This window comes from Neorhizobium sp. DAR64860/K0K1, assembly GCF_050500205.1.
GTDB lineage: Bacteria > Pseudomonadota > Alphaproteobacteria > Rhizobiales > Rhizobiaceae > Neorhizobium > Neorhizobium soli.
On the sequence record NZ_CP191458.1, the window covers coordinates 630,059 to 653,844 of the forward strand.

At 58.8% G+C, this 23,786-nt stretch carries 18 protein-coding genes and 3 pseudogenes; 10 read left to right on the forward strand and 11 right to left on the reverse strand.

The features are described 5' to 3' along the window. Positions 1 to 44: 44 nt before the first annotated feature. Entirely contained in the window at positions 45 to 1,394 is a 1,350-nt protein-coding gene (locus ACQY1J_RS02805; RefSeq protein WP_430249287.1) for an extracellular solute-binding protein, read from the reverse strand. 316 nt (positions 1,395 to 1,710) lie between these two features. Here ACQY1J_RS02805 and ACQY1J_RS02810 point away from each other — a divergent pair, with 316 nt between their 5' ends. Further along, complete coding sequence (locus tag ACQY1J_RS02810; RefSeq protein WP_430249290.1) at positions 1,711 to 2,520, forward strand: inositol monophosphatase family protein; 810 nt, start codon at positions 1,711 to 1,713, stop codon at positions 2,518 to 2,520. A gap of 94 nt (positions 2,521 to 2,614) precedes the next feature. Here the strand turns inward: ACQY1J_RS02810 and ACQY1J_RS02815 are convergent, their stop codons facing one another. From ACQY1J_RS02815 to ACQY1J_RS02845, 7 genes and pseudogenes are all read right to left on the reverse strand, one after another. Next, on the reverse strand, positions 2,615 to 3,484 hold the full coding sequence (locus ACQY1J_RS02815) for a sugar phosphate isomerase/epimerase family protein (protein ID WP_430249291.1): 870 nt from the start codon (positions 3,482 to 3,484) through the stop codon (positions 2,615 to 2,617). A 55-nt stretch (positions 3,485 to 3,539) separates the two neighbouring features. Further along, a complete protein-coding gene (locus tag ACQY1J_RS02820) occupies positions 3,540 to 4,205 on the reverse strand; it encodes a nucleoside triphosphate hydrolase (protein ID WP_430249292.1) in 666 nt (221 codons plus the stop codon). Between the two features lie 33 nt (positions 4,206 to 4,238). Further along, positions 4,239 to 5,087 (reverse strand): sugar phosphate isomerase/epimerase family protein, encoded by an 849-nt coding sequence (locus ACQY1J_RS02825; RefSeq protein WP_430249294.1) that lies wholly within the window; start codon positions 5,085 to 5,087, stop codon positions 4,239 to 4,241. Between the two features lies 1 nt (position 5,088). Further along, entirely contained in the window at positions 5,089 to 6,084 is a 996-nt protein-coding gene (locus ACQY1J_RS02830) for an ABC transporter permease (RefSeq protein WP_430249295.1), read from the reverse strand. Next, on the reverse strand, positions 6,081 to 7,097 hold the full coding sequence (locus ACQY1J_RS02835) for an ABC transporter permease (protein ID WP_430249296.1): 1,017 nt from the start codon (positions 7,095 to 7,097) through the stop codon (positions 6,081 to 6,083). Before ACQY1J_RS02835 ends, ACQY1J_RS02830 begins: the two co-directional genes overlap by 4 nt. Beyond that, positions 7,090 to 8,582 (reverse strand): annotated as a pseudogene (locus tag ACQY1J_RS02840) (sugar ABC transporter ATP-binding protein). The gene ACQY1J_RS02835 and the pseudogene ACQY1J_RS02840 overlap by 8 nt, the downstream one beginning before the upstream one ends. 116 nt (positions 8,583 to 8,698) lie before the next feature. Next, a complete protein-coding gene (locus tag ACQY1J_RS02845; protein ID WP_092662614.1) occupies positions 8,699 to 9,679 on the reverse strand; it encodes an autoinducer 2 ABC transporter substrate-binding protein in 981 nt (326 codons plus the stop codon). A 241-nt stretch (positions 9,680 to 9,920) separates the two neighbouring features. Between ACQY1J_RS02845 and ACQY1J_RS02850 the strand changes: the two genes are divergently transcribed. Beyond that, a complete protein-coding gene (locus ACQY1J_RS02850) occupies positions 9,921 to 10,988 on the forward strand; it encodes a LacI family DNA-binding transcriptional regulator (protein WP_092662612.1) in 1,068 nt (355 codons plus the stop codon). Between the two features lie 461 nt (positions 10,989 to 11,449). Here the strand turns inward: ACQY1J_RS02850 and ACQY1J_RS02855 are convergent. Continuing rightward, positions 11,450 to 12,345 (reverse strand): annotated as a pseudogene (locus ACQY1J_RS02855) (IS110 family transposase). A 380-nt stretch (positions 12,346 to 12,725) separates the two neighbouring features. Between ACQY1J_RS02855 and ACQY1J_RS02860 the strand changes: the two are divergent. The 8 genes and pseudogenes from ACQY1J_RS02860 to ACQY1J_RS02895 form a co-directional block, all read left to right on the forward strand. Then, a complete protein-coding gene (locus ACQY1J_RS02860; protein ID WP_092662610.1) occupies positions 12,726 to 13,781 on the forward strand; it encodes a LacI family DNA-binding transcriptional regulator in 1,056 nt (351 codons plus the stop codon). Then, positions 13,781 to 15,085 (forward strand): ABC transporter substrate-binding protein, encoded by a 1,305-nt coding sequence (locus tag ACQY1J_RS02865; RefSeq protein ID WP_430249299.1) that lies wholly within the window; start codon positions 13,781 to 13,783, stop codon positions 15,083 to 15,085. The genes ACQY1J_RS02860 and ACQY1J_RS02865 overlap by 1 nt, the downstream gene beginning before the upstream one ends. Positions 15,086 to 15,191: 106 nt before the next feature. Next, on the forward strand, positions 15,192 to 16,037 hold the full coding sequence (locus ACQY1J_RS02870; protein ID WP_062460173.1) for a carbohydrate ABC transporter permease: 846 nt from the start codon (positions 15,192 to 15,194) through the stop codon (positions 16,035 to 16,037). After that, a complete protein-coding gene (locus ACQY1J_RS02875) occupies positions 16,034 to 16,867 on the forward strand; it encodes a carbohydrate ABC transporter permease (protein WP_430249300.1) in 834 nt (277 codons plus the stop codon). Before ACQY1J_RS02870 ends, ACQY1J_RS02875 begins: the two co-directional genes overlap by 4 nt. A 12-nt stretch (positions 16,868 to 16,879) precedes the next feature. Beyond that, on the forward strand, positions 16,880 to 18,970 hold the full coding sequence (locus tag ACQY1J_RS02880; protein WP_430249302.1) for an ADP-ribosylglycohydrolase family protein: 2,091 nt from the start codon (positions 16,880 to 16,882) through the stop codon (positions 18,968 to 18,970). An 11-nt stretch (positions 18,971 to 18,981) separates the two neighbouring features. Beyond that, a complete protein-coding gene (locus tag ACQY1J_RS02885) occupies positions 18,982 to 20,040 on the forward strand; it encodes an ABC transporter ATP-binding protein (protein ID WP_430249304.1) in 1,059 nt (352 codons plus the stop codon). A 9-nt stretch (positions 20,041 to 20,049) separates the two neighbouring features. After that, positions 20,050 to 20,400, forward strand: coding sequence for a hypothetical protein (locus tag ACQY1J_RS02890; protein ID WP_430249306.1), 351 nt, complete (start codon positions 20,050 to 20,052; stop codon positions 20,398 to 20,400). A gap of 425 nt (positions 20,401 to 20,825) precedes the next feature. Beyond that, positions 20,826 to 20,987, forward strand: a pseudogene (locus ACQY1J_RS02895) (DUF982 domain-containing protein); the annotation flags it as partial. Between the two features lie 238 nt (positions 20,988 to 21,225). Here ACQY1J_RS02895 and ACQY1J_RS02900 read toward each other — a convergent pair. Together ACQY1J_RS02900 and ACQY1J_RS02905 are read right to left on the reverse strand one after the other, a co-directional pair. After that, entirely contained in the window at positions 21,226 to 21,993 is a 768-nt protein-coding gene (locus ACQY1J_RS02900; RefSeq protein ID WP_430249307.1) for a glycosyl hydrolase 53 family protein, read from the reverse strand. A gap of 621 nt (positions 21,994 to 22,614) precedes the next feature. Next, positions 22,615 to 23,721 (reverse strand): Fic family protein, encoded by a 1,107-nt coding sequence (locus ACQY1J_RS02905; protein ID WP_113110355.1) that lies wholly within the window; start codon positions 23,719 to 23,721, stop codon positions 22,615 to 22,617. Positions 23,722 to 23,786: the final 65 nt, after the last annotated feature.

Below are 23,786 nucleotides of genomic sequence, written 5' to 3' on the forward strand. Positions count from 1 at the left end.
TCCACCAGCAAACACCCTGGCAGGTGCTGGAGAGTGTCAGAGGTTTACTGCAACAGCTTCTTCTTGCCGTCGTAGTAGCCTTCCTTCTTCAGGATATCTTCCATGCGGGTGCCGATCTCCTTGGAGCCAGCCTCAACGGAGACCTCACCCAGCATGACCTTGGAGCCCCATTCGGCAACGACTTCGGAAATGGCCGGCCATGCCGGGAAGCGCGGACGGAATTCCGGCACGCCCTTCTGCCAGGAGGCCACCATCGGCTCGACGAACTTGTACTTCGCCTTGATCGCCGGGTCGTTGTAGATCGACATGCGGCCCGAGACGCCGCCCGCTTCCACGTATGACTTGGCAATATCTTCCGAGGTTGCCCACTGGATGAAGAGCCAGGTGGCTTTCTTCTGCTCCTCGGTGGCTTGCGCAGCCACCGCCAGCGAGAAACCGCCCAGGGCCGGCAGACGCCCTGCCGGGCCAGCCGGTTCTGGAGCAACAGCAAGGCAGTCGCCAAGCTTTGACGTGGCCGGGTCGACCAGCGTTCCATAGAATGCCGACCATTCCGTGATCATCGCGACCTGGCCCTGTGCCAGCGCATTGACCGCTTCTGCATGGTCGAAGCTGACGATGCCGGGCGGCATGTACTTCATCAGGGCCTGACGGAAGTTGAGGCCGGCCTGGCTTTCCTTGCTCATCAGATTGGACTTGAACTGCTTGTCGAGCAGCGAGCCTCCGAAGGGCCACAGGAAGCGCATGAAGCTGTCGGCCGACTGCGTTTCACCGCGCAGCGACTGAAGCGCGAAGGCATACTGGTTTTTCGATGCATCCGTCAGCTTCGGCCCATAGACGTTCATCACCTCGTCCCAGGTTGCCGGGGGCTTGTCGAAGCCGGCTTCCTTCAGCTTGCAGGAATTGTAGAACAGGAGGCCGGAATAGTTGTCGAAGGGCAGGCCATAGGTCTTGCCGCCCCAAGAGCCAAAGGCGTCGAGCAGAAGCGGGAAGAAGCCGTCCAGCTTCAGGTTGGGGTCGGTGATCGACTTGTCCGCGGCGAACTTATCAATCGGCTCGATCCAGCCGTTTTCCGCGAACTCACCGATCCAGACCAGATCGACGAGCGCCATGGTGATGTCACCCTGCGACGTGAAGTTCAGGACTTCCTTCTCGCGGGTGTTCTCGTAGGGAACGATTTCGTAATTGACCTTGATGCCGGTCTTCTTTTCGAACTCCGGCAGAAGCTTGATGATGGCGCGATAGCCAGGGCGATCCAGAAAGATGCCGCTGATTTCCGTACCCTTCAGCGGCTTGGCGGCATCTTCCAGCCAATCGGCATGCGCCGCATGCGGCATCACGGCGCTGGCAGTCGCAAGAGCCAGTACGCTGGCGCAGATTCTCAACAGACGTTTCATTCCACTCCTCCTACGGTGAAAGCCGCCTCCCCGGCAGCCTCGTTCGATCTTCAGACGAAGGGGGTCCGAGAAGGTCCCAGTCGTGGCACCACCTCCATCCGGGCCTCCCAAGAACCGGCATTTACCCCTTCGAGCCTACTCAGAGACATGGCTTCGCCATTCGCGCATAAAGCGCGTTTGGCAATTTATATCAGTTACTTAAGCTCGCCGTTCCTCGCGGCAGGGTGGATTATTGATACATCTGTATTTTTATATTTGCAATAGCATCGCTGCGCGAATTAGGATGTCACGAGACACAGGAAACGGGAGGCAGCCGTTGGTTCATCATCACCGCAATCCCAACGATATTGCCCTTCGCTGCAAGCTCGCCGAAGACGTTGCGCGGAAAGCGGGAGACAAGGCCCGTTCGTTCCTGGCGACACCGGAAAAGCTCGGATGGATAGAGAAGGCATCCTCGCAGGATATCGTGAGCGCCGCCGACGAGGCGACGGAAACCTATCTGCGCCAAATGATACGGCAGGCCTTTCCGGAGGATGGCATCGTCGGGGAGGAAGCGGGATCAACGACAGGCAATTCCGGCTTCGACTGGGTCATAGATCCCATTGACGGAACGATGGCCTTTCTGGTGGGCCAGCCAAACTGGACCGTTTCGGTCGCAGTGCTCCATCAAGGCGAACCAGTGATCGGCGTGGTCGTGGCTCCCATCCTGGACGAAGTCTATGTCGGCAGTCTGGGCTGCGGTGCGACCCTGAACGGAAGGCGTCTCGCGATCAGCGAGGATTGGACCATTCGCTCCACGACAGTCGGCTTCGGCGGCACTGAAAGAGCTGATCCCCTGAAGGTCGGTGCCTTCGTCACGCGCCTGTACCAGGAAGGGGGTGTCCTCTTCCGCGTTGGTTCGGGTGCCTTGATGCTCGCCTATGTCGCAGCCAACCGGCTTGCAGGCTATTACGACCCGACGCTGTTCTGCTGGGACTGCATGGCCGGCATCGTGCTGATCCGCGAGGCCGGCGGGCTGGCGGAATTCGCCGGCAGCCTGTCGGAACCGGGAGAGATATGGGCGGGAAACCGCAATGTCTTCGACAATCTCAAGCGCATCAGTGCAATGCGCGATGAGGGCATGTGAGGGATCGGCTGGTAATGGCATATTGCCCCTGCGCGAGGTTCGCTCTTCTTGACCGAAGAACCAACCTCGCTTGGAGATATCTCAGGGCGACAGGTCAGCCGCCGAGGACAAACCTTGAAAACGCCAGCGAATTGCGAGCATCCTCATCCATCTTGGCTTCGTTTGCACCATCGGTCAGGTCACGCCAGACGCGAATGTCCGAGCCGATGGTGCCACCGGTCTTGACGAAGGGTTCCATGACGACCACGCCGCTGTAGTTGATCTCGCGGAGGGCGGCACCGATCTCGTGCCAGGGCATCCGGCCCTTGCCTGGGACACGGCGATTGCTTTCGCCGGTATGGAAGTGGCCCAGAAGCGATCCGGCGGTGCGGATCGCATCTCCGAAGCTGTCTTCCTCGATATTCATATGGAAGGTGTCGAGCATCACCTTGACGTTCGGTTTGCCGACCTCCTTGACGAAGGCGACGCCTTCGGCTGCGGTGTTCAGAACGTGGTTCTCGAAGCGGTTCAGCACCTCGATGCACAGGTTGATACCGAGATCGTTGGCGAAATCGGCTATACCATGAATGCCTTCGACACCGCGCGCCCAGTCGCCTTCCTTATCCACCGGCTGCGAATAATCGACTGGCCAATAGGAGTGCAATGCACCGCCGATCGTCTTGATATCGAGCTTCGCAACGTTGCTCAGCGTCTTTTCGAAAAAGGCCTTGCCAGCCGCGCGCACCTCCGCGTCGGGCGAGGCCAGATACTTGCTCTTCGACGGGCCAATGCCGGCCGTCAGAATGATATTATTGTCGATGGCACTCTGCTTGATGGCGGCAAGTTCGGCGTCGTCATAGTCATTGATATGGTGCGCAGCCACCTCGATCACGTCGAAGCCGAGCTTGGCGACCTTCTCGATATAGGGGCCGAATTTCGCGCTCCACTCATGCTCCCAATAGGAATAGTAGATGCCGTGTTTCATGAATGTCTCCCTTTGGAATTGAAATCTTAAGTGGCTTGCTGATGTGCAGGTCGGCTTACCCGCTATTGCTCACGCGCAGATCGGGCTCGGCGCTGTTGGCTGCGATGAAGATGCCGTTCGGCAGGTCGTTTTCTTCAACCTTCTTGTTGATCTCCCCAGGAGAAAGGCCGAAGCCGCGCCAGCGGTTCTGAAGCCGTTGCCGCAAGTCCTCCAAGGGGACATCTACGAAAACGGTGAGATCAAAGATCGGCTTCAGCCGGTTCCAGGGCTCCTGCTGTGCCAGCAGGTAATTGCCTTCGCAGACGATGATTTCCGTTGACTGGGGAATGAGCCGACCGCCAGCGCGGGCAATCTCGATCGACCGGTCGAAGACGGGAACCGCGATGACATCGTCTTCATTCGCCTTCAACCGTTGCAGCATGTGCCGCAGACCGTGCGCATCAAAGGTATCGATGGCGCCCTTGAAGGCACGCCGACCCATCTCGTTCAGCACGGCATCATCATAGTGATAGCCGTCCATGGGAAAAAGCGCGGCTTCAAGACCGTGTTGTGATGCCAGCAGATCAACAACCTGTTCCGCCAGCGTCGATTTGCCGGAACCCGGTGCGCCGGCCATGGCGACGAGAACTCGCCGGCGACCCAGCGCGTCGAAGCGCTCGGCAGACACCGTGGCGATGGTTCCTGCCGTCGCCACGATCCCCGATGATACCGTATCAGCCATTTGATGCCTCCACCCTGTCTGTGCGAACCCAGCTCACGCCAGCCCGTACTGAACCGCCTTGTTGCGCAGGAATGAGACGCCGTTTTCGAAGACCTCGTCAGCGTCGCGGGCAACGGGACGCCATGTCGAGATGGCGCCCGCCATCTCGACCGGCATTCCGGCAAAACTCTCGAGTGTCAGCACACCCTTGAAGCCGATGGCGGCGAGTGCCGAAAAGAGCGCATCCCACGGCACGTTTCCGTAGCCTGGCGTGCCGCGGTCGCTCTCAGACATGTGCATGTATTTGAGGTGGTCGCGGGCCGCGATGATGCCGTTTGCCACACCCTTTTCCTCCATCATCATATGGAAGGTGTCGAGATGGACGAAGACATTGTCGAGGCCAATCCGCTCGACCAGCGCAACGGCCTGGGCCGCAGAATTGACGAGATGGTTCTCATAGCGATTGACGGCTTCGATGCCGAACTGAAGTCCGAGGCTCTTGGCGTGCCTCGCTGCGGCCTCAATCGCCCGGGTAACATTATCGTATTCCGCTTCGGTGGGGGGAAAGCCGGTGCGCTCATTGGTCCCGCCAAAGGTCACGCCGGTCAGCGCCTCGGCGCCCATCTCGGCGGCCGTGTCCAGCGCAGCCTTGAGGTGTTCGACGGCAGCATCCGGGCGCTGCGACGGCCATGCAGGCTCAGGCATCACCAGCGAACAGGCAGCCCGAAGACCGTGCTCTTCCAGAAGGCCGCGGCTGTGTTTCACATCGACAGACGGAATATCGATCAGAGGGATTTCGATGAAATCCTGTTTGTAGCGGGCCGCTCCTTCGATGGCGCGCTCTGCCCCTGCGTGGTCCCACACCGTGGTCCACATCATTGCATGTATGCCAAGTCCCTGCACGTCAGGCCTTCTTTCTCTTGAAAAAGCGATAGTTCGAAGCAAGCGTTCGTGCCGCCATCACCACGATCATCAACACGCCCCAGAGTGCTGTCGCCAGATGCTGGTTCGCGCCCATCAGGTTGAGGCCGGATGACAGGAGTTGCAGGACGACCAATGCAACGAAGACCGGCAGCACCCGACCAAACCCACCGAACGGATTGACGCCACCCAGGAATGCCGCGAGCACGGTGATCAGAAGATAGGATTCGCCATGGCCAACGCGCACCGAATTGAACCGGGCGAGCATGATGATGCCGGCGACCGCGCACATGATCCCTGAGAGCGTGTAGACGAGCACGACGATCTTGCGCGTGTTGAGACCGGAATAGTGGGCCGCTTCCATGTTGGAGCCAATCATCAACAGCCCGAAGCCGAGCTTGCTGCGTCTCAACAACACGTGCCACACGGCAACGCAGACAATGAAGATCAGGAGCGGGATAGGAAGGCCGAGAAGCGATCCGTGGCCAAGCGGCGCCACATATGCCGGAAAGCCCGAAACATCGCCGCCGCGCGTGAGAAACTCTCCAAGCCCGCGCAGGAAGATCATCATCGAAAGTGTGACTAGGATGGGGTGCGCGCGGGTATAGGCGATGGCAACGCCCGTCAAGGCGCCGGCTGCGGCACCGGTCGCAAGTGCGGCAAGGCAGGCCAGCAAGAAGACGCTGACCGAAGCATCCGCCCCACCATGCGCCTGCAGCACCCAGGCGGCCGCAAGGCCTGCAAGATTGGCCGTAAAGGTGATCGAGAGATTGATGCCGCCGGTCAGAAGCGGCAGCAACATGGCCAGCGTCAGCAGGCCGAGTTCCGGAAGCTGGAAGGCAACCGAGCCGAACGTGGCAAGCGACAGGAAATTATCCGCCGCAAGACCAAAGATCAGCATGACGGCCACGAAGGCAATGACCGGACCGCCCATGTCCGCACCGAAGGTCGCGTTGAACTTCTGCACAAAGGTCTTCATGAGCGCTGGCTTCCTTTTCGGGAGGAACTCTTTAGGGCCTCAGGCAAAAGCTTGTCGAGCCGGGCGGACGAAAGCGTGATGGCGGCGAGAATGATGGCCCCGACAATCATCTTGAAGGCAAAGGGGGAAACACCCATCAGATTGAGCCCGTTCTGGGTGATGGAAACCAGGAGGACGCCCAGCACGCAGCCAAGCACCGACCCCTTGCCGCCACCGAGGCGCGCGCCGCCAAGCACTGTCGCAGCCAGCACATCAAGCTCTCGGCCATAAAGCGCGTTCGGCACTACCTCCTGCGCGTAATGCGCCTGCATGAGCCCGGCGATACCGGCCATGAGGCCTAGCCAGCCGAAGGAAATGTAGTGCATGGCACCGATATTGATGCCGAAACGGCGCGCACCTTCCGGGTTGTCGCCGAAAGCGTAGAGCTTGCGGCCGGTCGTCGTGCGCGAGATCATGAACGAGGTGGCGACGCAGCAAAGGATCATCACCACGACCGGCAGGGTAAGTTCAACCCATGACCCGTCCGCCATCTCGTGTTCGTAGAAGACGACACGGTTGGAAAGCCAGTCCGGCAAGTTGTAGATCGACACCCCCTTGGTGAAGAACATCAACAGGCCGAAGAAGATGTTGAAGGTCGATATGGTCGCGACGATCGAAATGATCTGCAGCCGGTAGATCAGAAAGGCGTTGATCAGCCCAAGGCCGGTGCCAACGACGCCTGCAATCAGAAATCCTTCGGCCCAATTGCCGCCACCCAGAGCGCCAAGTGCCAGCACCGTCAGATACTGCGCGACTGAAGCGGCGACGGCGAAGGAAATGTCGATGCCACCCGAGATCAACACGACCAGAAGCCCGACCGCGAAGATGATGTTGACGGCGGAAATGTTCAACACGTCGAAGGCGTTGGCGACGGTCAGGAAGCGGTCCGTCCCGAAAGACAGGCCGACGCAGAGAAGAACCATAACGGCAATGAGGGTGGTTTCGGTCGAATGACCTAAGACGAGCCTACGCATAGACGGTGGACTCCAATTCTGTAAGCGACGTTTGGCGCGGGTCGTAGACAGCCTGGAAACGACCCTCCACCATGTGGATGACGCGGTCGGCGTTGAAATAGACTTCCGGCGGCTCGTCGGAGATGAGGATGATCGCAAGGCCTTCGGTCGCCAGCTTTCGGACGATATCGAATATGCCGGCCCTCGCCCCGACATCGACGCCAACGGTCGGTGCATCGAGGATCAGAATCTTGGGGCCTATCGCCAGCCATTTGGCAATCGCCACGCGTTGCTGGTTGCCGCCGGAAAGGGTGCGGATCGGATCATCCGGCGTACCGATCTTGACGCCGAGTTCCGAAATCCAGTGCGAAACGACATGAGACTTGCGGGTCGACGAGATGAGTCCCCCGACAAAATGCGGTTCAGCGAGGCCATCACGAGATTGTCGGCGATGGACTGCGGCTGGTTGAGACCGAGCGACAAGCGATCCTCGGAAAGATAGGCAACACCTGCGCGGATCGCGTCCCTGTTTGACCCAAAGCTGACCTTCTCTCCCTCCAGCAGGATCTCGCCGGAATGCGGCTGGCGCATTCCAAACAGAGTGAGCGCCAGTTCCGTGCGTCCGGCACCGAGAAGGCCGGTGATACCCAATGTTTCGCCGCGCCTGAGATCGAACGAAACATTGCTGAATTCGTCGTTGCGCGTCAGGTTTCTGACCGAGAGAACGACCGGCGCATCGTCATGATCGGAGGCGATGACGGCACTGTCGAAATTGCGGCCGGTCATCAGTTCGGTCACACGTGACTGGGTCATGCCCTCGACGGGATAGACGCCAACAAGTGCCCCGTCGCGCAGTACGGTGATGCGGTCGGAGATCTCAAGCACTTCCCCCAAACGATGAGAAACGAAAACCACGGCGACACCGGACGCCGAGAGATTGCGGACAATCTCGATCAGATAGTCGGTTTCCGATTGCGTCAGCGACGCCGTCGGCTCGTCCATGAAGACAAGACGCGCTTCGCCGACCAGCGCACGGGCGATCGCCACGATCTGACGCTGGGCGATCGGCAATTCCTTGAGCGGTTGGTGAACGTCCAGGCTGACACCCAGTCGGGCCAGTGCCTTTTCCGCTGCAGCCTCGATGGCGCGCTTGTCGATCAGGCCGTATTTGCCCTTCACCGCAAGCTGGAAGCCTATGTTTTCAGCGACGGACATTTCGCCGAAAAGCGCAAGGTCCTGCCAGATCACCTGAATGCCGAGCGACTGGGCCAGCGTCGGTGTCATCGCGGCGATCGGTTTGCCGTCAAATAGAAGTTCTGCGCCAGCTTCCGGCTTATAAACCCCAGTGATGACCTTGATGAGCGTGCTCTTGCCGCAACCGTTTTCCCCCGCCAGGCAATGGACTTCCCCCGGATTGACCTCGAAGGATACGCCTTTCAGGGCACGGACGCCGCCGAACGTAACCTTGATGTTTTTCAGGGAGAGAAGCGGGTGTGAGACCGTCATTAACGTGTACTCCGTCTGCCCACGCTTGCCGCGCGACCATTCGACTGACTTGCATTTTTTAAAGAAGTGGGCCACGCGGACGTTGCCGCCCGCGCAGCCCTCAGGCTCAGGGAGGATCAGAGCCCCATGGAAACCAGCTTATCGATGCTTTCCTTGTCGATCTTCAAAAGCTGATCGACGACGATTGTGTTACCATCTGGCGTGATGGTGCCGAGGCCTTCGATGGTCTCACCGGCAGCCGGTGTCTGGCCCTTGGTAATGCGGTCGGCAAGGGTCACGAAGACTTCGCCGGCCTGCTTCGGGTTCCACATGAAGCCGCCCGTCAATGCGCCGCTCTTGATCAACTTGGCGCCCTGTCCCGGAGAGAAAGGTCCCACAACGAAGATCTTGCCATCCTTGCGACGCTCTTCCACGGCTCGGCCAGCGCCGATCGGACCCTGCGAACCGAACGCCATGAAGCCGGCAAGATCGGGATTGGCCGACATGAGGTCAAGCGCCGTAGAACGGCTCTTGTCGAGATCTTCGGCAACGCCGTAACGATCCCCCACCAGCTTCATGTTCGGATAATTGGCCTTTATATAAGCGATCGCCGCATCGGCCCAGGCGTTATGCAAAGGCACTGTCAGCGAGCCAACGAAAACGGCATAGGAGCCCTTGCCGCCCATCTTCTCGGCGAGAAGCTTGCCATGCGCTTCGCCGAAGCCCTTCGCGGACGCCAGCTCGAAATCCCAGTCTGCACCCGCCTGCTTGGGCGATTCATGGGTGATGACCTTAATGCCAGCGGCCTGAGCCTTCTTCAGAACCGGCTCCAACACTTTGGCATCGTTGGGAACTACGCCGATAAAGTCGACCTTCTGAGCGATCAGGTCTTCGATGGCGCGAACCTGCAGGGCCGGGTCGGCACTGGTGGGACCCACCATGAAACCATTGACCCCGAGCTTTGCGCTCCGCTCCTTGATGCCTGCCTCCATGGCGTTGAACCATGGAATGCCACCGATCTTCACGACAACGCCGATTTTTGTTTCGGCAGCAAATGATGCCGTCGATGCGAACAGCGCCAGCGAAATGCCAAGCGCAACTGAAATAAGTTTCTTCATGGGGTCCTCCTCCTTAGAATATCCCTGACGCGAAAATGCCTGCCTGCAAGAGCTCGTGCCCAGCGGTCGAATTTCCTGTGCCTGATACAGGCTCCTCCCTCGTCGCTCCTCAAGCGAACCACCGGCACAATCGATATTTCTACGTTGCACAATCGATGGTGCAGGCACATTATCACCAAGCGGGCTTTCGTCAAGAGGGTCTGCCATTTACAACATGCAAGATGTAAGGGGTGATTCAGGAATGACTGAAAAGGAACAGAGGAAAGCAACGATTTACGACCTTTCGGTCAAATCAGGCGCATCGGCTTCGACGGTGAGTGCTGTCCTGAACGGCACATGGCGCAAGCGCCGCATTTCGGAGGAGACCGCCAAAAAGATCATCTCCTTGGCAGAGGAACATGACTACACCGCCAACCAGCAGGCCAGGGCGCTCAGGAGTTCGCGGTCGGGATTGGCGGGATTGCTTCTGCCGGTCTATGATACGCGCTTCTTCTCCTCCATGGCGCAAACATTTGAATTGCAGGCCCGCACACGCGGCCTGTTGCCGCTCGTGGTCGCAGGTCGCCGTGATCCGGACGAGGAGCGCCGGACTGTCGAGCAGCTCGTCGCCTATTCCATCGATTCGCTTTTCATTGTCGGGGCAACCGATCCGGACGGCGTTCATAACGTTTGCGTTCGGGCGGGAGTACCCCATGTCAATATCGACCTGCCGGGCACACTGGCCTCTTCGGTCATTTCCGATAACAGGCAGGGTGCGAGGACGCTGACCTCGGCGATCATCCGGCACGCCCAGCAAGCGGGGCCTCTCAATCCGGATGATGTCTACATGTTTGGCGGTCGCGACGATCACGCCAGCCGCGAGCGCACCATCGGCTTCCATGCTGCGAAAGCGGAGATCCTGGGGCCCTCTACAGGCGACGACATGGAAAGCACCGGCTATTCGCCCAGCATGACCGCGCTTGCCTTCGAACGCTTCTATGAGCGCCACGGACGACTGCCGCGCTGCTTCTTCATCAATTCGTCGATCAATTTCGAGGGTTTGCTTCGCTTCATGGGCAAGCACGATGGCGAAGCCTTCGGCGATATCGTCGTTGGCTGTTTTGACTATGACCCCTTCGGATCCTTCCTGCCGTTTCCCGTCTACATGATCAGACCGAATATTACGGACATGCTCGAAAAAGGTTTTGAGCTTGTGGACACAACGAAAGATGCGCCCCGCATTGTCCTGATCGAGCCTCAGCTTGTGCTCCCACGGACGGCCCTCGAAGGACCACTGGATGAGTTGAAGGACAGCGTCGCATCCGTTTAGCCAAAGAAGGGGATCGTCCGGTAGTTGATGCCTATCCACAAATCCGCCTGTATTGCCGAAAAGCTGACTGGGAGTTCCAAGGTGCTTCCAATGATGGCAGCTCTAGCCGATCCGTACGACTTGGGTGCCTCAATCATCCGCCTCTAATTTACACCTTGAAAATTTTCGTGCCCTCGATTTATAACTCGGCCGCAGGCCTTGGCCTGCAATCCGCACAACGCGGCGGGAGGCCGTTGTGCCGGATTCCGAAATGATCGAAAGGCATGTTCCCGCTCCAGCCTTAATGGCTGTTGCGCGATATGCCCGTTCGACTGAGCGACGAGGCCCGCCTGTGAAGATGTCCGATTTCATCTCCCCCATGCCCGCGGTTTTCCACTGTCCTTCAGCCGACACTCTCAAAGGAACTGGAAAATTCAATTGTCTGACGCAAACGGCTCTCCAACAAGCGACTGACTTGACAGTCAAGCGTTTTGCCATGGTTTTCCGTCCCTGATGATGGCGTTGAGGATGGTGAGCAGTTTGCGCATGGTGGCGACGACGGCGACGATCTTGGGTTTGCCGGCAGCGACAAGACGGTCTCGGAAGGCCTTGAGGGTTGGGTTGTGTCGGCTGGCAACGAGAGCGGCCATGAAAAGCACGGCCCGCACCTTGGCCCGACCTCCGCCGATGAAGCTCTTGCCTTTCCACGTGCCCGATTGTCGGGTCCAGGGGGCAAGCCCCGCGAGGGACGCGATCTGCCGCCGGTCGAGGCTGCCCAGTTCCGGCATCTCGGCGAGAAGCGTGCGCGCCGTCGCCGGCCCAACGCCTGGCACGGAGGTGAGCAGCGTCTCGCGCACCCGCCAGACGGGCGACTTGCGGATGTGGTCGTCGAGGTCCTTGTCGAGGCTTTCGAGCTCGCGCCGGAGAGCCACGAGAAGACGCTTGATGCTCTTCTGTGCCTGTTTCGCGAACGCCATGCGTTCCCGGTTCTCTTCGGCCACGATCATCTGGACGATTTGTCGCCTGCGGGCCACGAGCGCCGAAGCTCGGGCCTGGTCGCCAGCACATAGGCGGCGATCACCGCCGCATCGATGGCGTCGGTCTTGGCCCGTCGGCCGAGCGCATTGGCATAGGCGCGCACCTGGGCTGGGTTGACCACGACAACGGCAAACCCGGCTGCGGACAGTCCGGCAACGGCCGCTGTCTCGAAGCCGCCGGTGGCTTCGAGCGCCACCATGTGGACGCCGATCGGCTGCAAGCGCTGCACCAGATCGTCGATGCCGGCTTGCGTGTTGGCCAACTCGAAGACCCCACCTGACGGCGCCACGGCCACATCCAGGCCATCCTTCGACACATCAATCCCTACCACGATATCCATCTTATCCCATCCTTGCCTAAACGGTCTTTGCCTGTGCAAGCGGCCCTGGCGACTGTTCGGATTCGATGGAACGGCGGACGGAGACCCTTGCTCTCCCACGGGCTTGATGTCCCAAAGGGCTCTCGGTCTCCCATCCGCCACCGCATCAGGCATTACAGCGCTGAATGCAGCTTTTGGGAAGTTACAAAAGGGCGCCCTGCCCCTCCCTCCCCACACAAGCATTGTCGTAACCCTGTCGAATCGTCCCTTTCTATCGCTCGCGATAAAATGGCTGCGCTTGGCTTCGGCGATGTGTAGAGGTCAACGGGTGTTTTTTAGTCCTAAATATTGACCATTTATTACGTAGCAATTAGTGTTGCTACGTATCAACGGAGGAGATCATGCGGGATCGTAGAGTTACCCAACGGCAGGTCGCTGAACGAGCAGGCGTCGCACAAGCTACAGTTTCTCTTGTCTTGAATGGTGGTCGCGATAAGGTCACCACTGAAACGGCTGAGCGTGTAGAAACGGCTATTGCGGACCTAGGTTACCAGCCAAACCGCTTTGCCCAGGCGCTGAGAACAAGTCGCACCTATGTTATTGCCTGCGTTGTCCCGGATCTTGCCAACCCCTTTTATCCTTGTCTCGTTGTCGCAGTGCAACGGGTTGTTCGTGCCGCCGGCTACGAAGTCATCACCATCGACACGGAAGGTGAGTTGACCAACGAAAGACAGGTGGTGGCGGCCGCGCAACAGGGGCGCTTCGACGGCATCGTCGGCGTTTTCTTCAGACTCGGAGCAAAAGACCTCGCCCCGCTTGAAAGGGCGGGTATCCCAGTCGTGCGGATCGAGGCCAGCCGCAAATCCGGCGGACCGCTGCCGATCGACGATCTCTTCATAGACAACGAAGCCGCTGCGCATGCGCTAACGACACACCTTGGAGACCTCGGCCATCGTGCGATCGCAATGATCGCAGCGCCGGGTGGCCCACAGCAGGTTCGCCTGAGAGGCTATCTCAACGCAATGGAAGCAATCGGGGCAGAACCAATCGCCTTGGAGGCGTCTCACTTCACGGTCGACGGCGGCCGCAAGGCTGCAGATGACCTTTTGGCCACCGGCCGCCCTGTCACCGCGATCATCGCTGCGAACGATCTCATGGCAATCGGGGTCATGCAAAGTCTCATCGCAAACGGCCTTTCCATCCCCGCTGACGTATCGGTGGCAGGCTTCGACGACATTCTGGCATCTGCTCTTGTCACGCCTGCGCTCACGACGGTCGCACAATTCCAGGATCGAATGGGAGCGCGCGCTGCGGATTGCATGCTTACGCGTCTTGCCAGCGGGCACATCGATCCTGGTCGAACCGAGGAAATGCCATTCGAATTGATCATCCGGGCTTCCGTTGCCGCACCCCGACAGCCCCAATGCCACCAGATCAAAACAGGGAGGAAAACTTGATGAGGAAGAGTTCACTTGCCATCGCAGCTATGCTGCTGCTCGGCACCGCACATGCAGCGTTCAGCCAGGGAGGCGTATCCTGGTGGTATGAACAGGCCACGCCGGAGCAACAGAAACTTATCCAGGAGAACATCATAGCGCCCTTTAACGCCGCGCATCCGGACAGCGCTCTGGGCGTCGACTATCGCGGCAGCGAACTCGACAAGCAGTTGCGCGTCGCCATGCTCTCCGGCAATGGCCCTGATGTCGTCTACACCGCAGGCCCGAGCTATGTCGCCCCGATGGCCCAGTCCGGCCAACTCATGGCACTTGACGACTATGCCGCCAAGTTCAAATGGCAGGACCGCATTCTCCCGGTCTTCCTGAAGATGGGTGAGTACAACGGCAAGATCTATGCACTGCCGAAGACGTACGAAACAGTTGGTCTTTTCTTCAACAAGACCCTGTTCGAGAAAAACAGCTGGCAGGCACCCAAGACGCTCGATGAGCTGGAGACGCTGGCCGACGCTATGCTCAAGGCAGGTGTAACGCCCTTTGCGGCCGGCAATGCCGACTGGCGCGGCGCCAACGAATGGTTCGTGACGCTTGCTCTCAACTCGGTCGCCGGCCCGGAGAACATGAACAAGGCGCTGCGCGGCGAGCTGCCCTGGACGTCCGAACCTTTCGTCAAGGCTATCGACCGGCTCGACGGCTGGTGGCAGAAGGGCTATTTTGGCAAGAACTACTTTTCGCTGACAAGCAGCGAGCAGGCGGCCGACATGATGGCTTCCGGTCGCGCCGGCATGATGCCGACCGGCACCTGGCAATTCCAAAATGTCGCGAGCTACGGCAAGAAGGCAGGAACGGAGTCCGGTTTCGTGGGCTTCCCAAGTGCCAGCGGCGATCCCGTCTTCCCCCTCGGCATCGGCTCCACGTTCTCCATCGCCACGCGCGCGAAAAACCCGGATGGCGCTGCAGCGGTGATCAACTACGTCTTCTCGCCCGAGGTCTACGGGACCATGAACTCCGCCTGGCAAGGCGAATGGAACATTCCCTTGAAGGACATCTCCACCGTGAAGATGACAAGTGAGGTCACCCCGCTCTTCACTGAAACGATGAAGACCCTGACTGCCGCCGTCAGCGATGGTGACTACGGCTACACGACCTGGACCTTTCTGCCGCCGGCGACGGACAGCTACCTGATCAACGGCATCGAGGAGGTGTGGCTGAAGAAGAGCACGACGCAGGACTTCCTCACCAAGCTGGACACGTCCTTCCAGAAGGAAAAGAAGGCCGGAAAGGTACCCGCCGTCCCGGCACGCTGATCCTCGTCATCCCGAACCGCCGGGTGCCGGCTACGGTGCCCGCGATCCGGCTCCCCCATCACGCAGTGGGAGCCGGCGGACTGGTTGGTTTCAAAAGGTACACCTCATGCACCGTCTCTACGTCTTGCCGACATTGATCATCAATATCGTCATCATCGCCATACCCGCGCTGATGACGGTCATGCTCGCCTTTTTTGAGTGGGACGGCATCAGCGATCCGATCTTCGTCGGCCTCGACAATTTCCGCACACTCTGGGACGACAGCGTCTTCTGGACCGCGCTCACCAACAATGTGGTGTGGACGATCATCTTTCTCATCGTTCCCATCACGATGGGGCTCCTAGCCGCAACCATGATGCTCGTTGCGCGGCGGAGCGCCAATTTCTTTCAGGTCATATACTTTCTGCCCGTCATTATCGCGACGGCGATCACGGGCCGCGTGTGGCAGGGCATGATCTACTCCCCCGTCACGGGCATTACGGGCCTCCTTCAACGCTACGGCATCGATGTCGCAAACCCACTCACGGAGACCTCCAGCGCGCTTTACGGCATCGCCGTTGTCGATCTCTGGCATTGGTGGGGGTTTCTCTGCGTCATCTTTTTTGCGGCGCTCCGACAAGTTCCCTCCGAGCAGATCGAGGCCGCCCGGGTTGAAGGCGCCACATTCTTCCAGACGATCCGTTACGTGCTTCTGCCCGGCATCATGCCGACGATCACCCTGATGATGATCATGACCGTGATCTGGTCCTTCCTCGTGTTCGACTTCGTCTACATCCTGACACAGGGAGGTCCCGCCTATTCCTCCGAAGTGCTGTCCACCTTCGCCTACCGGTCAGCGTTCTACGACCTCGCCGTCGGCAAGGCTGCTGCAATTTCCGTTGTCATCAGCCTGTTCGGCCTTGCAGCAACTGTTGTCTATATCCGCGTCCAGGCCAGGGAGTTCGATCAATGAACATCACCGAAAGCCGACTTACGCAGTGGATGGTCCATATCACGCTGGCTGTTCTGCTGATCATCACGCTCTTCCCAATAGCGCTGATGGTGCTCAACGCCGTCAAACCTTCGGCCGAGATCGTCCAGAACCCGCTGGCCTGGCCTACGCACCTGCGCTGGGATAATTTCACGCGAGCTTGGAGCGACGCGAATTTCGGTCGCACGCTCTTCAATTCGGCCGTTCTCACGGCCATGACCATCGTCCTTGTCTGTGCGACCGGTTCGCTGACGGCATACGTTCTTGCCCGACGCAAGATCAAGACGTGGAAGATCCTGACCTTCTACCTGCTGGCCAGTACGACGGCGCCGATCCAGCTGTTCTTGTTCCCGCTCTATTTCGGCTTTGCCCGCTTCGGCCTGATCAACAATCCCATTGCCGTCGCCTTCATCTACACGGCGGTCTACTCCCCCTTCGCGATCATGCTGTTGCGAACCTATTTCCTCGCGGTGCCGAAGGAGCTGGAGGAAGCCGCGCTGATCGATGGCGCAACCCACTGGCAGGTCTTTACCAGGGTCTTTCTGCCAATCGTCTCGCCCGGCATCCTTACCGTCGCGCTCATCATCGGCCTCTATTCGTGGAACGAGTTTCTGATCGCGACCACCTTCCTGCAGGGACAGGATCAGCTGACGGCTGTCGTCTCGTTCTTTCTTCTCTCCGGCCAGTACGCGTCCGACTGGGGCGTCATCATGGCCGCCGCCCTCATTATCGTCCTTCCCATTGTCGTCCTCTTCGTCCTGCTGCAGCGCCGTTTCATCGACGGCATGGCTGGCGGCTCGGTGAAAGGCTAACAGGAGCATAACATGTCCATTCCCACCGACTACACCAACCGCGTATACGCGGGCGTCCTCGGCAAGCTCATCGGCGTCTATCTCGGCCGTCCCTTCGAGAACTGGCGCTACAAGGACATCCTCGAGAAGCTCGGCCCGATCACCTATTACGTCCACGAGCGGCTCGGCGACCCACTGGTGGTGACCGACGACGATATCGCCGGCACGTTCACCTTCCCCAGAGCGCTCGACGACTATGGCATCTCGCCGGATCTCTCCGCGGAAGATATCGGCAAGGCCTGGTTGAATTACATCATCGAGGAGCGCTCGATCCTCTGGTGGGGCGGCGCTGGAAATTCGACCGAACACACGGCCTGGCTCAATTTGGCGCGCGGCATACCCGCACCGGCCTCAGGCTCGATCGAGACCAACGGCGCCACTGTGGCAGAACAGATCGGTGCGCAGATTTTCATTGACGGCTGGGCACTGGTCTCGCCGGGAAACCCGGCCCAGGCCGCGAAACTGGCTCGTGCCGCCGGCTCGGTCAGCCATGACGGAGAATCTGTCAATGCGGCCGTCCTCTGGGCAGCCATGGAGGCGGAGGCCTTTCTCAGCAAGGATGTCGATCATCTCCTCGATACGGGTCTGTCCTACATTCCAAAGGACAGCCTGATCGCCAAGCTTGTCGCCGACATCCGCGCCTGGACATCGGGCAACGAGGACTGGGAAGCCACGCGACAGAAGATCGAGGATACGTACGGCTACGACAAATACCCGGGCAACTGCCATGTGGTGCCGAACCATGCATTGATGATCATGGCGCTGCTCCACGCGCCGCACGACTTCCAGCGCGGGCAGATGATCGTTAACACATCCGGCTGGGACACAGACTGCAACGCTGGCAACCTTGGTTGCCTTCACGGCATCATGCTTGGACTTGAAGGGCTCGAGGCCGGTCCCGACTGGCGGGGACCCGTTGCCGACCGCCTGTATATCTCCTCGGCAGATGGCGGCCGTTCGATCACTGATGCGGTCGATATCTCGCTCTGGCTTGCCAATCTCGGCCGCAAACTTGCAGGCATCCCGGCCCAACCGGCACCCAAGGACGGCGCGAAGTTTCATTTCTCGCTTCCCGGTTCCGTTCAGGGTTTCCGTCCGCAGCCGAGCCAGATTGCGGTGGACGATCTGAGGGTGAGCGGTAACGATACGGCGCTTGCGATCGACTTCAAGGCGCTCGCTCCGGGCCGCGAGGCAGCAACCACGACGCCGGTCTTCATACCCCACGACGTCCTCAAGATGCGAACCTACGACCTTATGGCGAGCCCGCGCCTTCACGCCGGGCAGATACTTCGCGCCCATGTCCACGCCGATAAGGCGAACAGAGGGACGGTCGAAGCGAAGCTTCGTATCCGGCACTACACGAGCGACGACACTCTGGCGGACATTGACATGCCGATGGGCAAGCTACTGTCGGCGGGAGAAACGGTTACGCTCGAATGGGTCGTGCCGGAAACGGGCTACCAGCCGATCGCCGAGGTTGGCGTGGTGCTTGTCTCGCGCGATGGACGCGCCGACGGGCGTATTCTTCTCTCCGCACTGACCTGGGACGGATGCCCGGATGTCACATTCCGCCGGCCGCAGGGTGCGGGCGATTTCTGGCGGCGGGCTTGGGTTTCCAACGTCCATTTCTTCTCGAAGCACTTTCCGCAGGATATCCGGATCAGCCAGAACCGTGGTTCCGGCATCATCCTGCAGGGAACACGCGACTGGACGGACTATGCCGTCGAGGCGGACCTGATGCTGCACCTGGGCGACTACGGTGGCCTTGTCCTGCGGGCGGAAGGACAACGGCGCTATTACGCGGCACGTGTCACGCGCCAGGGCGAGCTTCAAATCGTCCGACGTCGCGATGCCGACGAGACCATCCTTGCGTCCGTGCCGCTTGAAACGGCCTTCGAGACAGCGTTCACCATGGTTGCTACAGCCAAGGGCGATCGCCTGAGCGTTACCGTCGGCGAAGTCACGCTCGAGGCGCAGGATGACGCCTTTGCCGGCGGCGCAGCCGGCATGGAGATCTACGAGGGCGCCTTGTCGTCGACCCGTATCCGTATCCGGGCAGCCTAGGAGAACGCATCATGGGGAACGTCACGATCAGCAAGGTCGTCAAGACCTACGGCAGCCTGGAAGTGGTTCACGGGATCGACGCGGAGATCGCCGACGGCGAATTCGTGGTCCTGGTGGGGCCGTCGGGCTGTGGCAAGTCCACGCTCCTGCGCATGATCGCAGGCCTAGAAGACATCTCCGGCGGTACGATCTCGATCGGCAACCGGGTCGTCAACGACCTGCCGCCAAAGAGCCGCGACATCTCGATGGTCTTTCAGAACTACGCCCTCTATCCCCATATGACGGTGGAAGAGAACATGGCCTTCTCCATGACCCTTGCCGGTGCCAGCAAGGAAGAGAAGTCGAGGCGGGTACGGGAGGCGGCCGAAATCCTCGGCCTCGTACCTCTTTTGGAACGCAAGCCGAAGGCCCTCTCGGGTGGCCAGCGGCAACGCGTCGCCATGGGCCGCTCGATCGTGCGCGATCCACAGGTCTTCCTGTTTGACGAGCCCTTGTCCAACCTGGATGCCAAGCTACGGGTGCAGATGAGGGGCGAGATCAAGTCGCTTCATCGTCGGCTTCGCACGACAATGGTCTACGTCACCCACGATCAGATCGAGGCCATGACCATGGCCGACAGGATCGTGGTGATGCAGAGCGGGCGGATCGAACAGGTCGGCACCCCGCTTGAACTTTACGATCGGCCCGCCAATGCTTTCGTCGCGCAGTTTATCGGTTCGCCGGCCATGAACCTGTTCCCGGCTGTCGTCGCCGATGGCGGCCTCGTCCTTGCAGGCGGCCGCCCTACGGGCATCCGAGCCCCGGCAGACGCCCGGCCCGGTCAGAAGATCCTCGTCGGCAAGCGCCCGGAGGAAATCGATATCGGCGCCGAGACCGGTCTGGAAGCCACGGTGACAAACATCGAGCCGACCGGATCCGAGACATTCCTGGAAATGCTGATGGACGGAAAATCAATTTCCGTCGTGCTTCGCGACCGGCCCCAATTCGACGTCGGCAGCCGTCAAAAGCTGTCCCTCTCACGGGGCGCAATCCATCTCTTTGATGAGGAATCAGGAAAGCGTATTGGTTAGGACGAGTTGATGGTCAACAGCTCTCGCCTTACAATGACCGTGTGCGGCTTTAAGATGCATCTGGAACTTTCATGCGCTGACGTCATGACCGCGGCACGGGTATCTCAGGCCATGGAAATGATCACGGTCGCCCTGCCTGATCTCGCCATCCTCGACTTCAACCTCGGGCAGGAAACGTCTGAAGCCGTTGCAGACGAACTCATCCGGCGGGGCATCCCGTTTAAGTTCGCAACGGGCTATAGCGACGGCGCCGACGTTCCTCTGCGGTTTTCAGATGTGCCGGTCGTCAACAAGCCGATGTCGATTGATAGCTTGTCCCACGCTCTGTCATTGACGCTCGGGGTCAAAGAGCCTGCCTGAAGTCGACATCGGGTGCGTTGGACTAGATTATGTTCGTGAAAGCCGTGAACACATCGTCCATGCGGTACGGCTTCATCAGGAAGCGCCCATTAACGTTGCCCGATCCGTAGATGTCGGCTGTAGATTGCATTGTCGGATGGCCGAATGTCGGTATTTGGTCATGCCTCGTGGAATAGGGCGATGGAAAACAGTTACGACGCGTCTGACTCGGTCGACGTTCACAAGACGAATGGAACAATACGGCGGTAAGAGGCTTTCGTCTCAGGCCCCCAGGTCTCGGAGCCGATGACTCGTCGCGAAGCTGCGATCATCTTCAACGTTACGTACCACAATCCAAGGAAAACCATGTCCATTCAATGGAGCAAGGCCGTTTCGGTTCGAATCGGAACGGGTATTTCTGATGCCATTAGAGGCCCTGGGAAGGATTCGAAGCTCTCAACAATCGTTGGCCAGCCGAGCATGGCCCGCGTTACGACGAAGCAGAACGACTATGCAGTATGGCGGTTGGCGGCAAACTATCCGCCGGATTGCCAGAGACGCATTTATCGGTGCTGCGCTGGAAGCGTTCGTTTTGGCATAGGTTTTAGCAGTATCCTCGGCCGCCGCCCTCAATTGGGTAAGAGAACACAGCGATGGTTGCGGTGGCCCACTATCGACGGCATCTATCGCAGCGAGTGAGCCATCTGGTCATCGAAGGTTTCATAGACACGAGCCGTGACATGGTTTTCACATCACAAGTAGGACACCACTTCACGTCACCGAAATACTTGAAAAGGCGCAGTGCGTCCGTGAAAATGTCGGCGACCGAGAGGGACGGCCATGTTTTTAACCAGCTAGCCGGAGACGCATCGCCGTAAGCTCAGCAGAGAGGGCTGGGTCCACTGTAAGATCGGATTTTATCAACCCGTGGCTCCACCGGTCTCGTGAGCGCGGGGCGTGCCACGGTGGAAGGTCAACGATCGGGTACCACCAAATGCCAGCGACTTCGACACCTCGAAAGCGAGCAATCTCAACCTGATCGACAACATGTTGCAGCCAACTGCCTTTATTGAACCCCGGGTGTCGAGAATGGTGGTCGGGGTGACCATCGTGCCAACTGGTCTCCGATACCATGATTGGCTTACCGTACCGACGCCATGTCTTCATCAACACTTTTGACAAGACCGTCCGCGCCGTGTGCGGATAATAGTTTATGCCGACGACGTCTACATCGACGGCAGACACGATCCCGTCGGTCGATTGGAACTGGCGTTCGCCAACCCCAGCGATGGGATCATTGGTCAAAATTCCGACGTTAGGATGATAGTCGCGCGCGACACGAGTCATCTCAACCGCCATCTCCACAGCCTCGTGGCGGGGCATCCCAGTAAGCGCTGGATAAAGCGAAGGTTCGTTGACTGGACATAGCCACAGGTGCGTGTCCGGCGACAGCGACAAGGCAGCTTCCGCGACCAACGTCGCCCATGAAGCTGGATCAGGGTTTCGATGATAGTGAGACAGGTCCCAAATGCTCTCAGTCTCAGCCGCCTGGGCTGCCCGTAGACGCTCGACAATGCGATGGCCTGGCACAAGACCGTCGCGGATCGTCGCCATCCCATGCTCTCGCACTATCCGATAATGCTGCCGCATAGATTTTGATGGCGTGTGCCGCGTTGTCATAAGCAAATCGTGTCGACCGCAGTTGACCAGTCCGCACTCAAAACCCGCGATCATTTGACTTTTGAAAAGAGGCTTAGGAGCAAGAAGACTAAGTTGCGATTGCAGCATGCACCCTTTTTTGCCAGTATCATCCTGGCGTTGTGTAGGAATAAGTGTAACGCAGAACTCCCATCCAGAAGTTAGTAGATTTCCAGAATTGAGAACATGAGGTGGTACCATCGGTGCCCGTCATGCCATTGCCCACCTCTGGACCCCAATTGTGACGCTTTCGGGAGTGGAGCCGAGCAGCAATCCAACTCCGAATAGGGAGAACCGTCCAGGCGCTTATGAATGTGTCGAAGTAAACCGCGCAACGGCTGAAAGCGGCAGAAACTTTGATCATGCAATGACGTCTCTAGTCATGACGTCTAGCACGAGAACTGCGGCATCAGTATGCCTTTGAAAGAGACCCAGTCTCAGGCTAACGGCTACGCTCTTCTTCGACGACTTGAAAGGACTTGAACAGCCGTTCGCCTAGATAATGACTTTGGTGGTGTTCATTGGAGTGGTAGCGAATTATTTCTGCAATGACAGTGAGTACCGAGTATGCCGACGTTCACCCGTACGCGTCAGTGCACCGATCTCCACGAGTTGCTGAAGGTCGCGTGTTGCTGTAGCGCGGGATGTATCTGTGATCGAGATATAGTTTTCGGCACTTAGACCTCCCTTGAAGCCAGCCGTGCCTTCCTTGAAGATGCGCGCGACTACCTTTTCTTGCCGCTCGTTCAGCTTGTCCCGAAAACGATCATAGAACTTTGCTTTCTGGATGAAGAAATCTACGCGCTCAAGCGTCGCCTGTTGAGCATCCAGGATAGTTTCTGAAAAGAAAATGACCCAGTCGGTGATATCAAGCGTGCGCTGGTGCCGCTCAAGCTCTGAGTAATAGGCCTTCCGGCGCTTCTCGATTGTGAAGGCGAGTGAAATGAGGCTTGGCTGCCCTATGTTTTGCGCTAGGGATTTCTCGGCGAGCGCGCGTCCAATTCGGCCGTTGCCATCCTCAAATGGATGTATGCTTTCAAAGTAAAGATGTCCTACTGCGGCGCGCGTCAAAGCTTGAAGCGACGTTTGACCATCTGGCCCGGATTGATTGAACCATGTGCTGAAGGTCTCCATCTCAGCGGCAACCTGGCGAGATGGGGGAGCCTCGAAGTGGATAGTGGGTTTGTCCAATCGACCCGATACAATCTGCATGGCGTCTTCATGCGTGCGGTAAGCACCAACCGTTTCAATATATCGGTTTCCGGCCATCAGCATTGAATGCCAGTGGAACAGTCCCTCATGACACAGCGGCCTATGCCAACTTCGATAGACATCCGCCATCATCTCGGCGATCCCCCGCTCTTGGGGGCGGATCTGGCTATCATCAGTGTTTAGCCCGAACTGCCGGCGGAGTGATGACTGGACACTCACGCGGTCCAGAAATTCCCCCTCAATCTCTGAGGTCTTGACCGCTTCGTCGCTTAGCAACTCAATGCGAAGTTGGTTGCTGTCGTCATCGTTGAAATGTCGAACAGCACCGATAACCTCGCCGGCGGACTGCAAGAATTTCTGCTCCAACGATATCAGGCTTGCGGTGTCGTATCTGAAGTTTGGCCAGTCAGTGTTTTGCCAGTTCCATTTCATGAGTTATAGAATCCCTCTCTATAGCTCATAATTATTGCTGGAAATGAGCTATTGCAAGCCCGTCT

Coding starts and splice junctions, on each gene's coding strand:
- ACQY1J_RS02880 (WP_430249302.1), top strand. CDS start 16,880: ATGTCCATTCCCACCGACTACACCAACCGCGTATACGCGGGCGTCCTC.
- ACQY1J_RS02860 (WP_092662610.1), top strand. CDS start 12,726: ATGCGGGATCGTAGAGTTACCCAACGGCAGGTCGCTGAACGAGCAGGC.
- ACQY1J_RS02905 (WP_113110355.1), bottom strand. CDS start 23,721: ATGAAATGGAACTGGCAAAACACTGACTGGCCAAACTTCAGATACGAC.
- ACQY1J_RS02815 (WP_430249291.1), bottom strand. CDS start 3,484: ATGAAACACGGCATCTACTATTCCTATTGGGAGCATGAGTGGAGCGCG.
- ACQY1J_RS02875 (WP_430249300.1), top strand. CDS start 16,034: ATGAACATCACCGAAAGCCGACTTACGCAGTGGATGGTCCATATCACG.
- ACQY1J_RS02885 (WP_430249304.1), top strand. CDS start 18,982: ATGGGGAACGTCACGATCAGCAAGGTCGTCAAGACCTACGGCAGCCTG.
- ACQY1J_RS02830 (WP_430249295.1), bottom strand. CDS start 6,084: ATGAAGACCTTTGTGCAGAAGTTCAACGCGACCTTCGGTGCGGACATG.
- ACQY1J_RS02890 (WP_430249306.1), top strand. CDS start 20,050: ATGGTCAACAGCTCTCGCCTTACAATGACCGTGTGCGGCTTTAAGATG.
- ACQY1J_RS02850 (WP_092662612.1), top strand. CDS start 9,921: ATGACTGAAAAGGAACAGAGGAAAGCAACGATTTACGACCTTTCGGTC.
- ACQY1J_RS02805 (WP_430249287.1), bottom strand. CDS start 1,394: ATGAAACGTCTGTTGAGAATCTGCGCCAGCGTACTGGCTCTTGCGACT.
- ACQY1J_RS02835 (WP_430249296.1), bottom strand. CDS start 7,097: ATGCGTAGGCTCGTCTTAGGTCATTCGACCGAAACCACCCTCATTGCC.
- ACQY1J_RS02870 (WP_062460173.1), top strand. CDS start 15,192: ATGCACCGTCTCTACGTCTTGCCGACATTGATCATCAATATCGTCATC.
- ACQY1J_RS02845 (WP_092662614.1), bottom strand. CDS start 9,679: ATGAAGAAACTTATTTCAGTTGCGCTTGGCATTTCGCTGGCGCTGTTC.
- ACQY1J_RS02820 (WP_430249292.1), bottom strand. CDS start 4,205: ATGGCTGATACGGTATCATCGGGGATCGTGGCGACGGCAGGAACCATC.
- ACQY1J_RS02900 (WP_430249307.1), bottom strand. CDS start 21,993: ATGGCGACGATCCGCGACGGTCTTGTGCCAGGCCATCGCATTGTCGAG.
- ACQY1J_RS02865 (WP_430249299.1), top strand. CDS start 13,781: ATGAGGAAGAGTTCACTTGCCATCGCAGCTATGCTGCTGCTCGGCACC.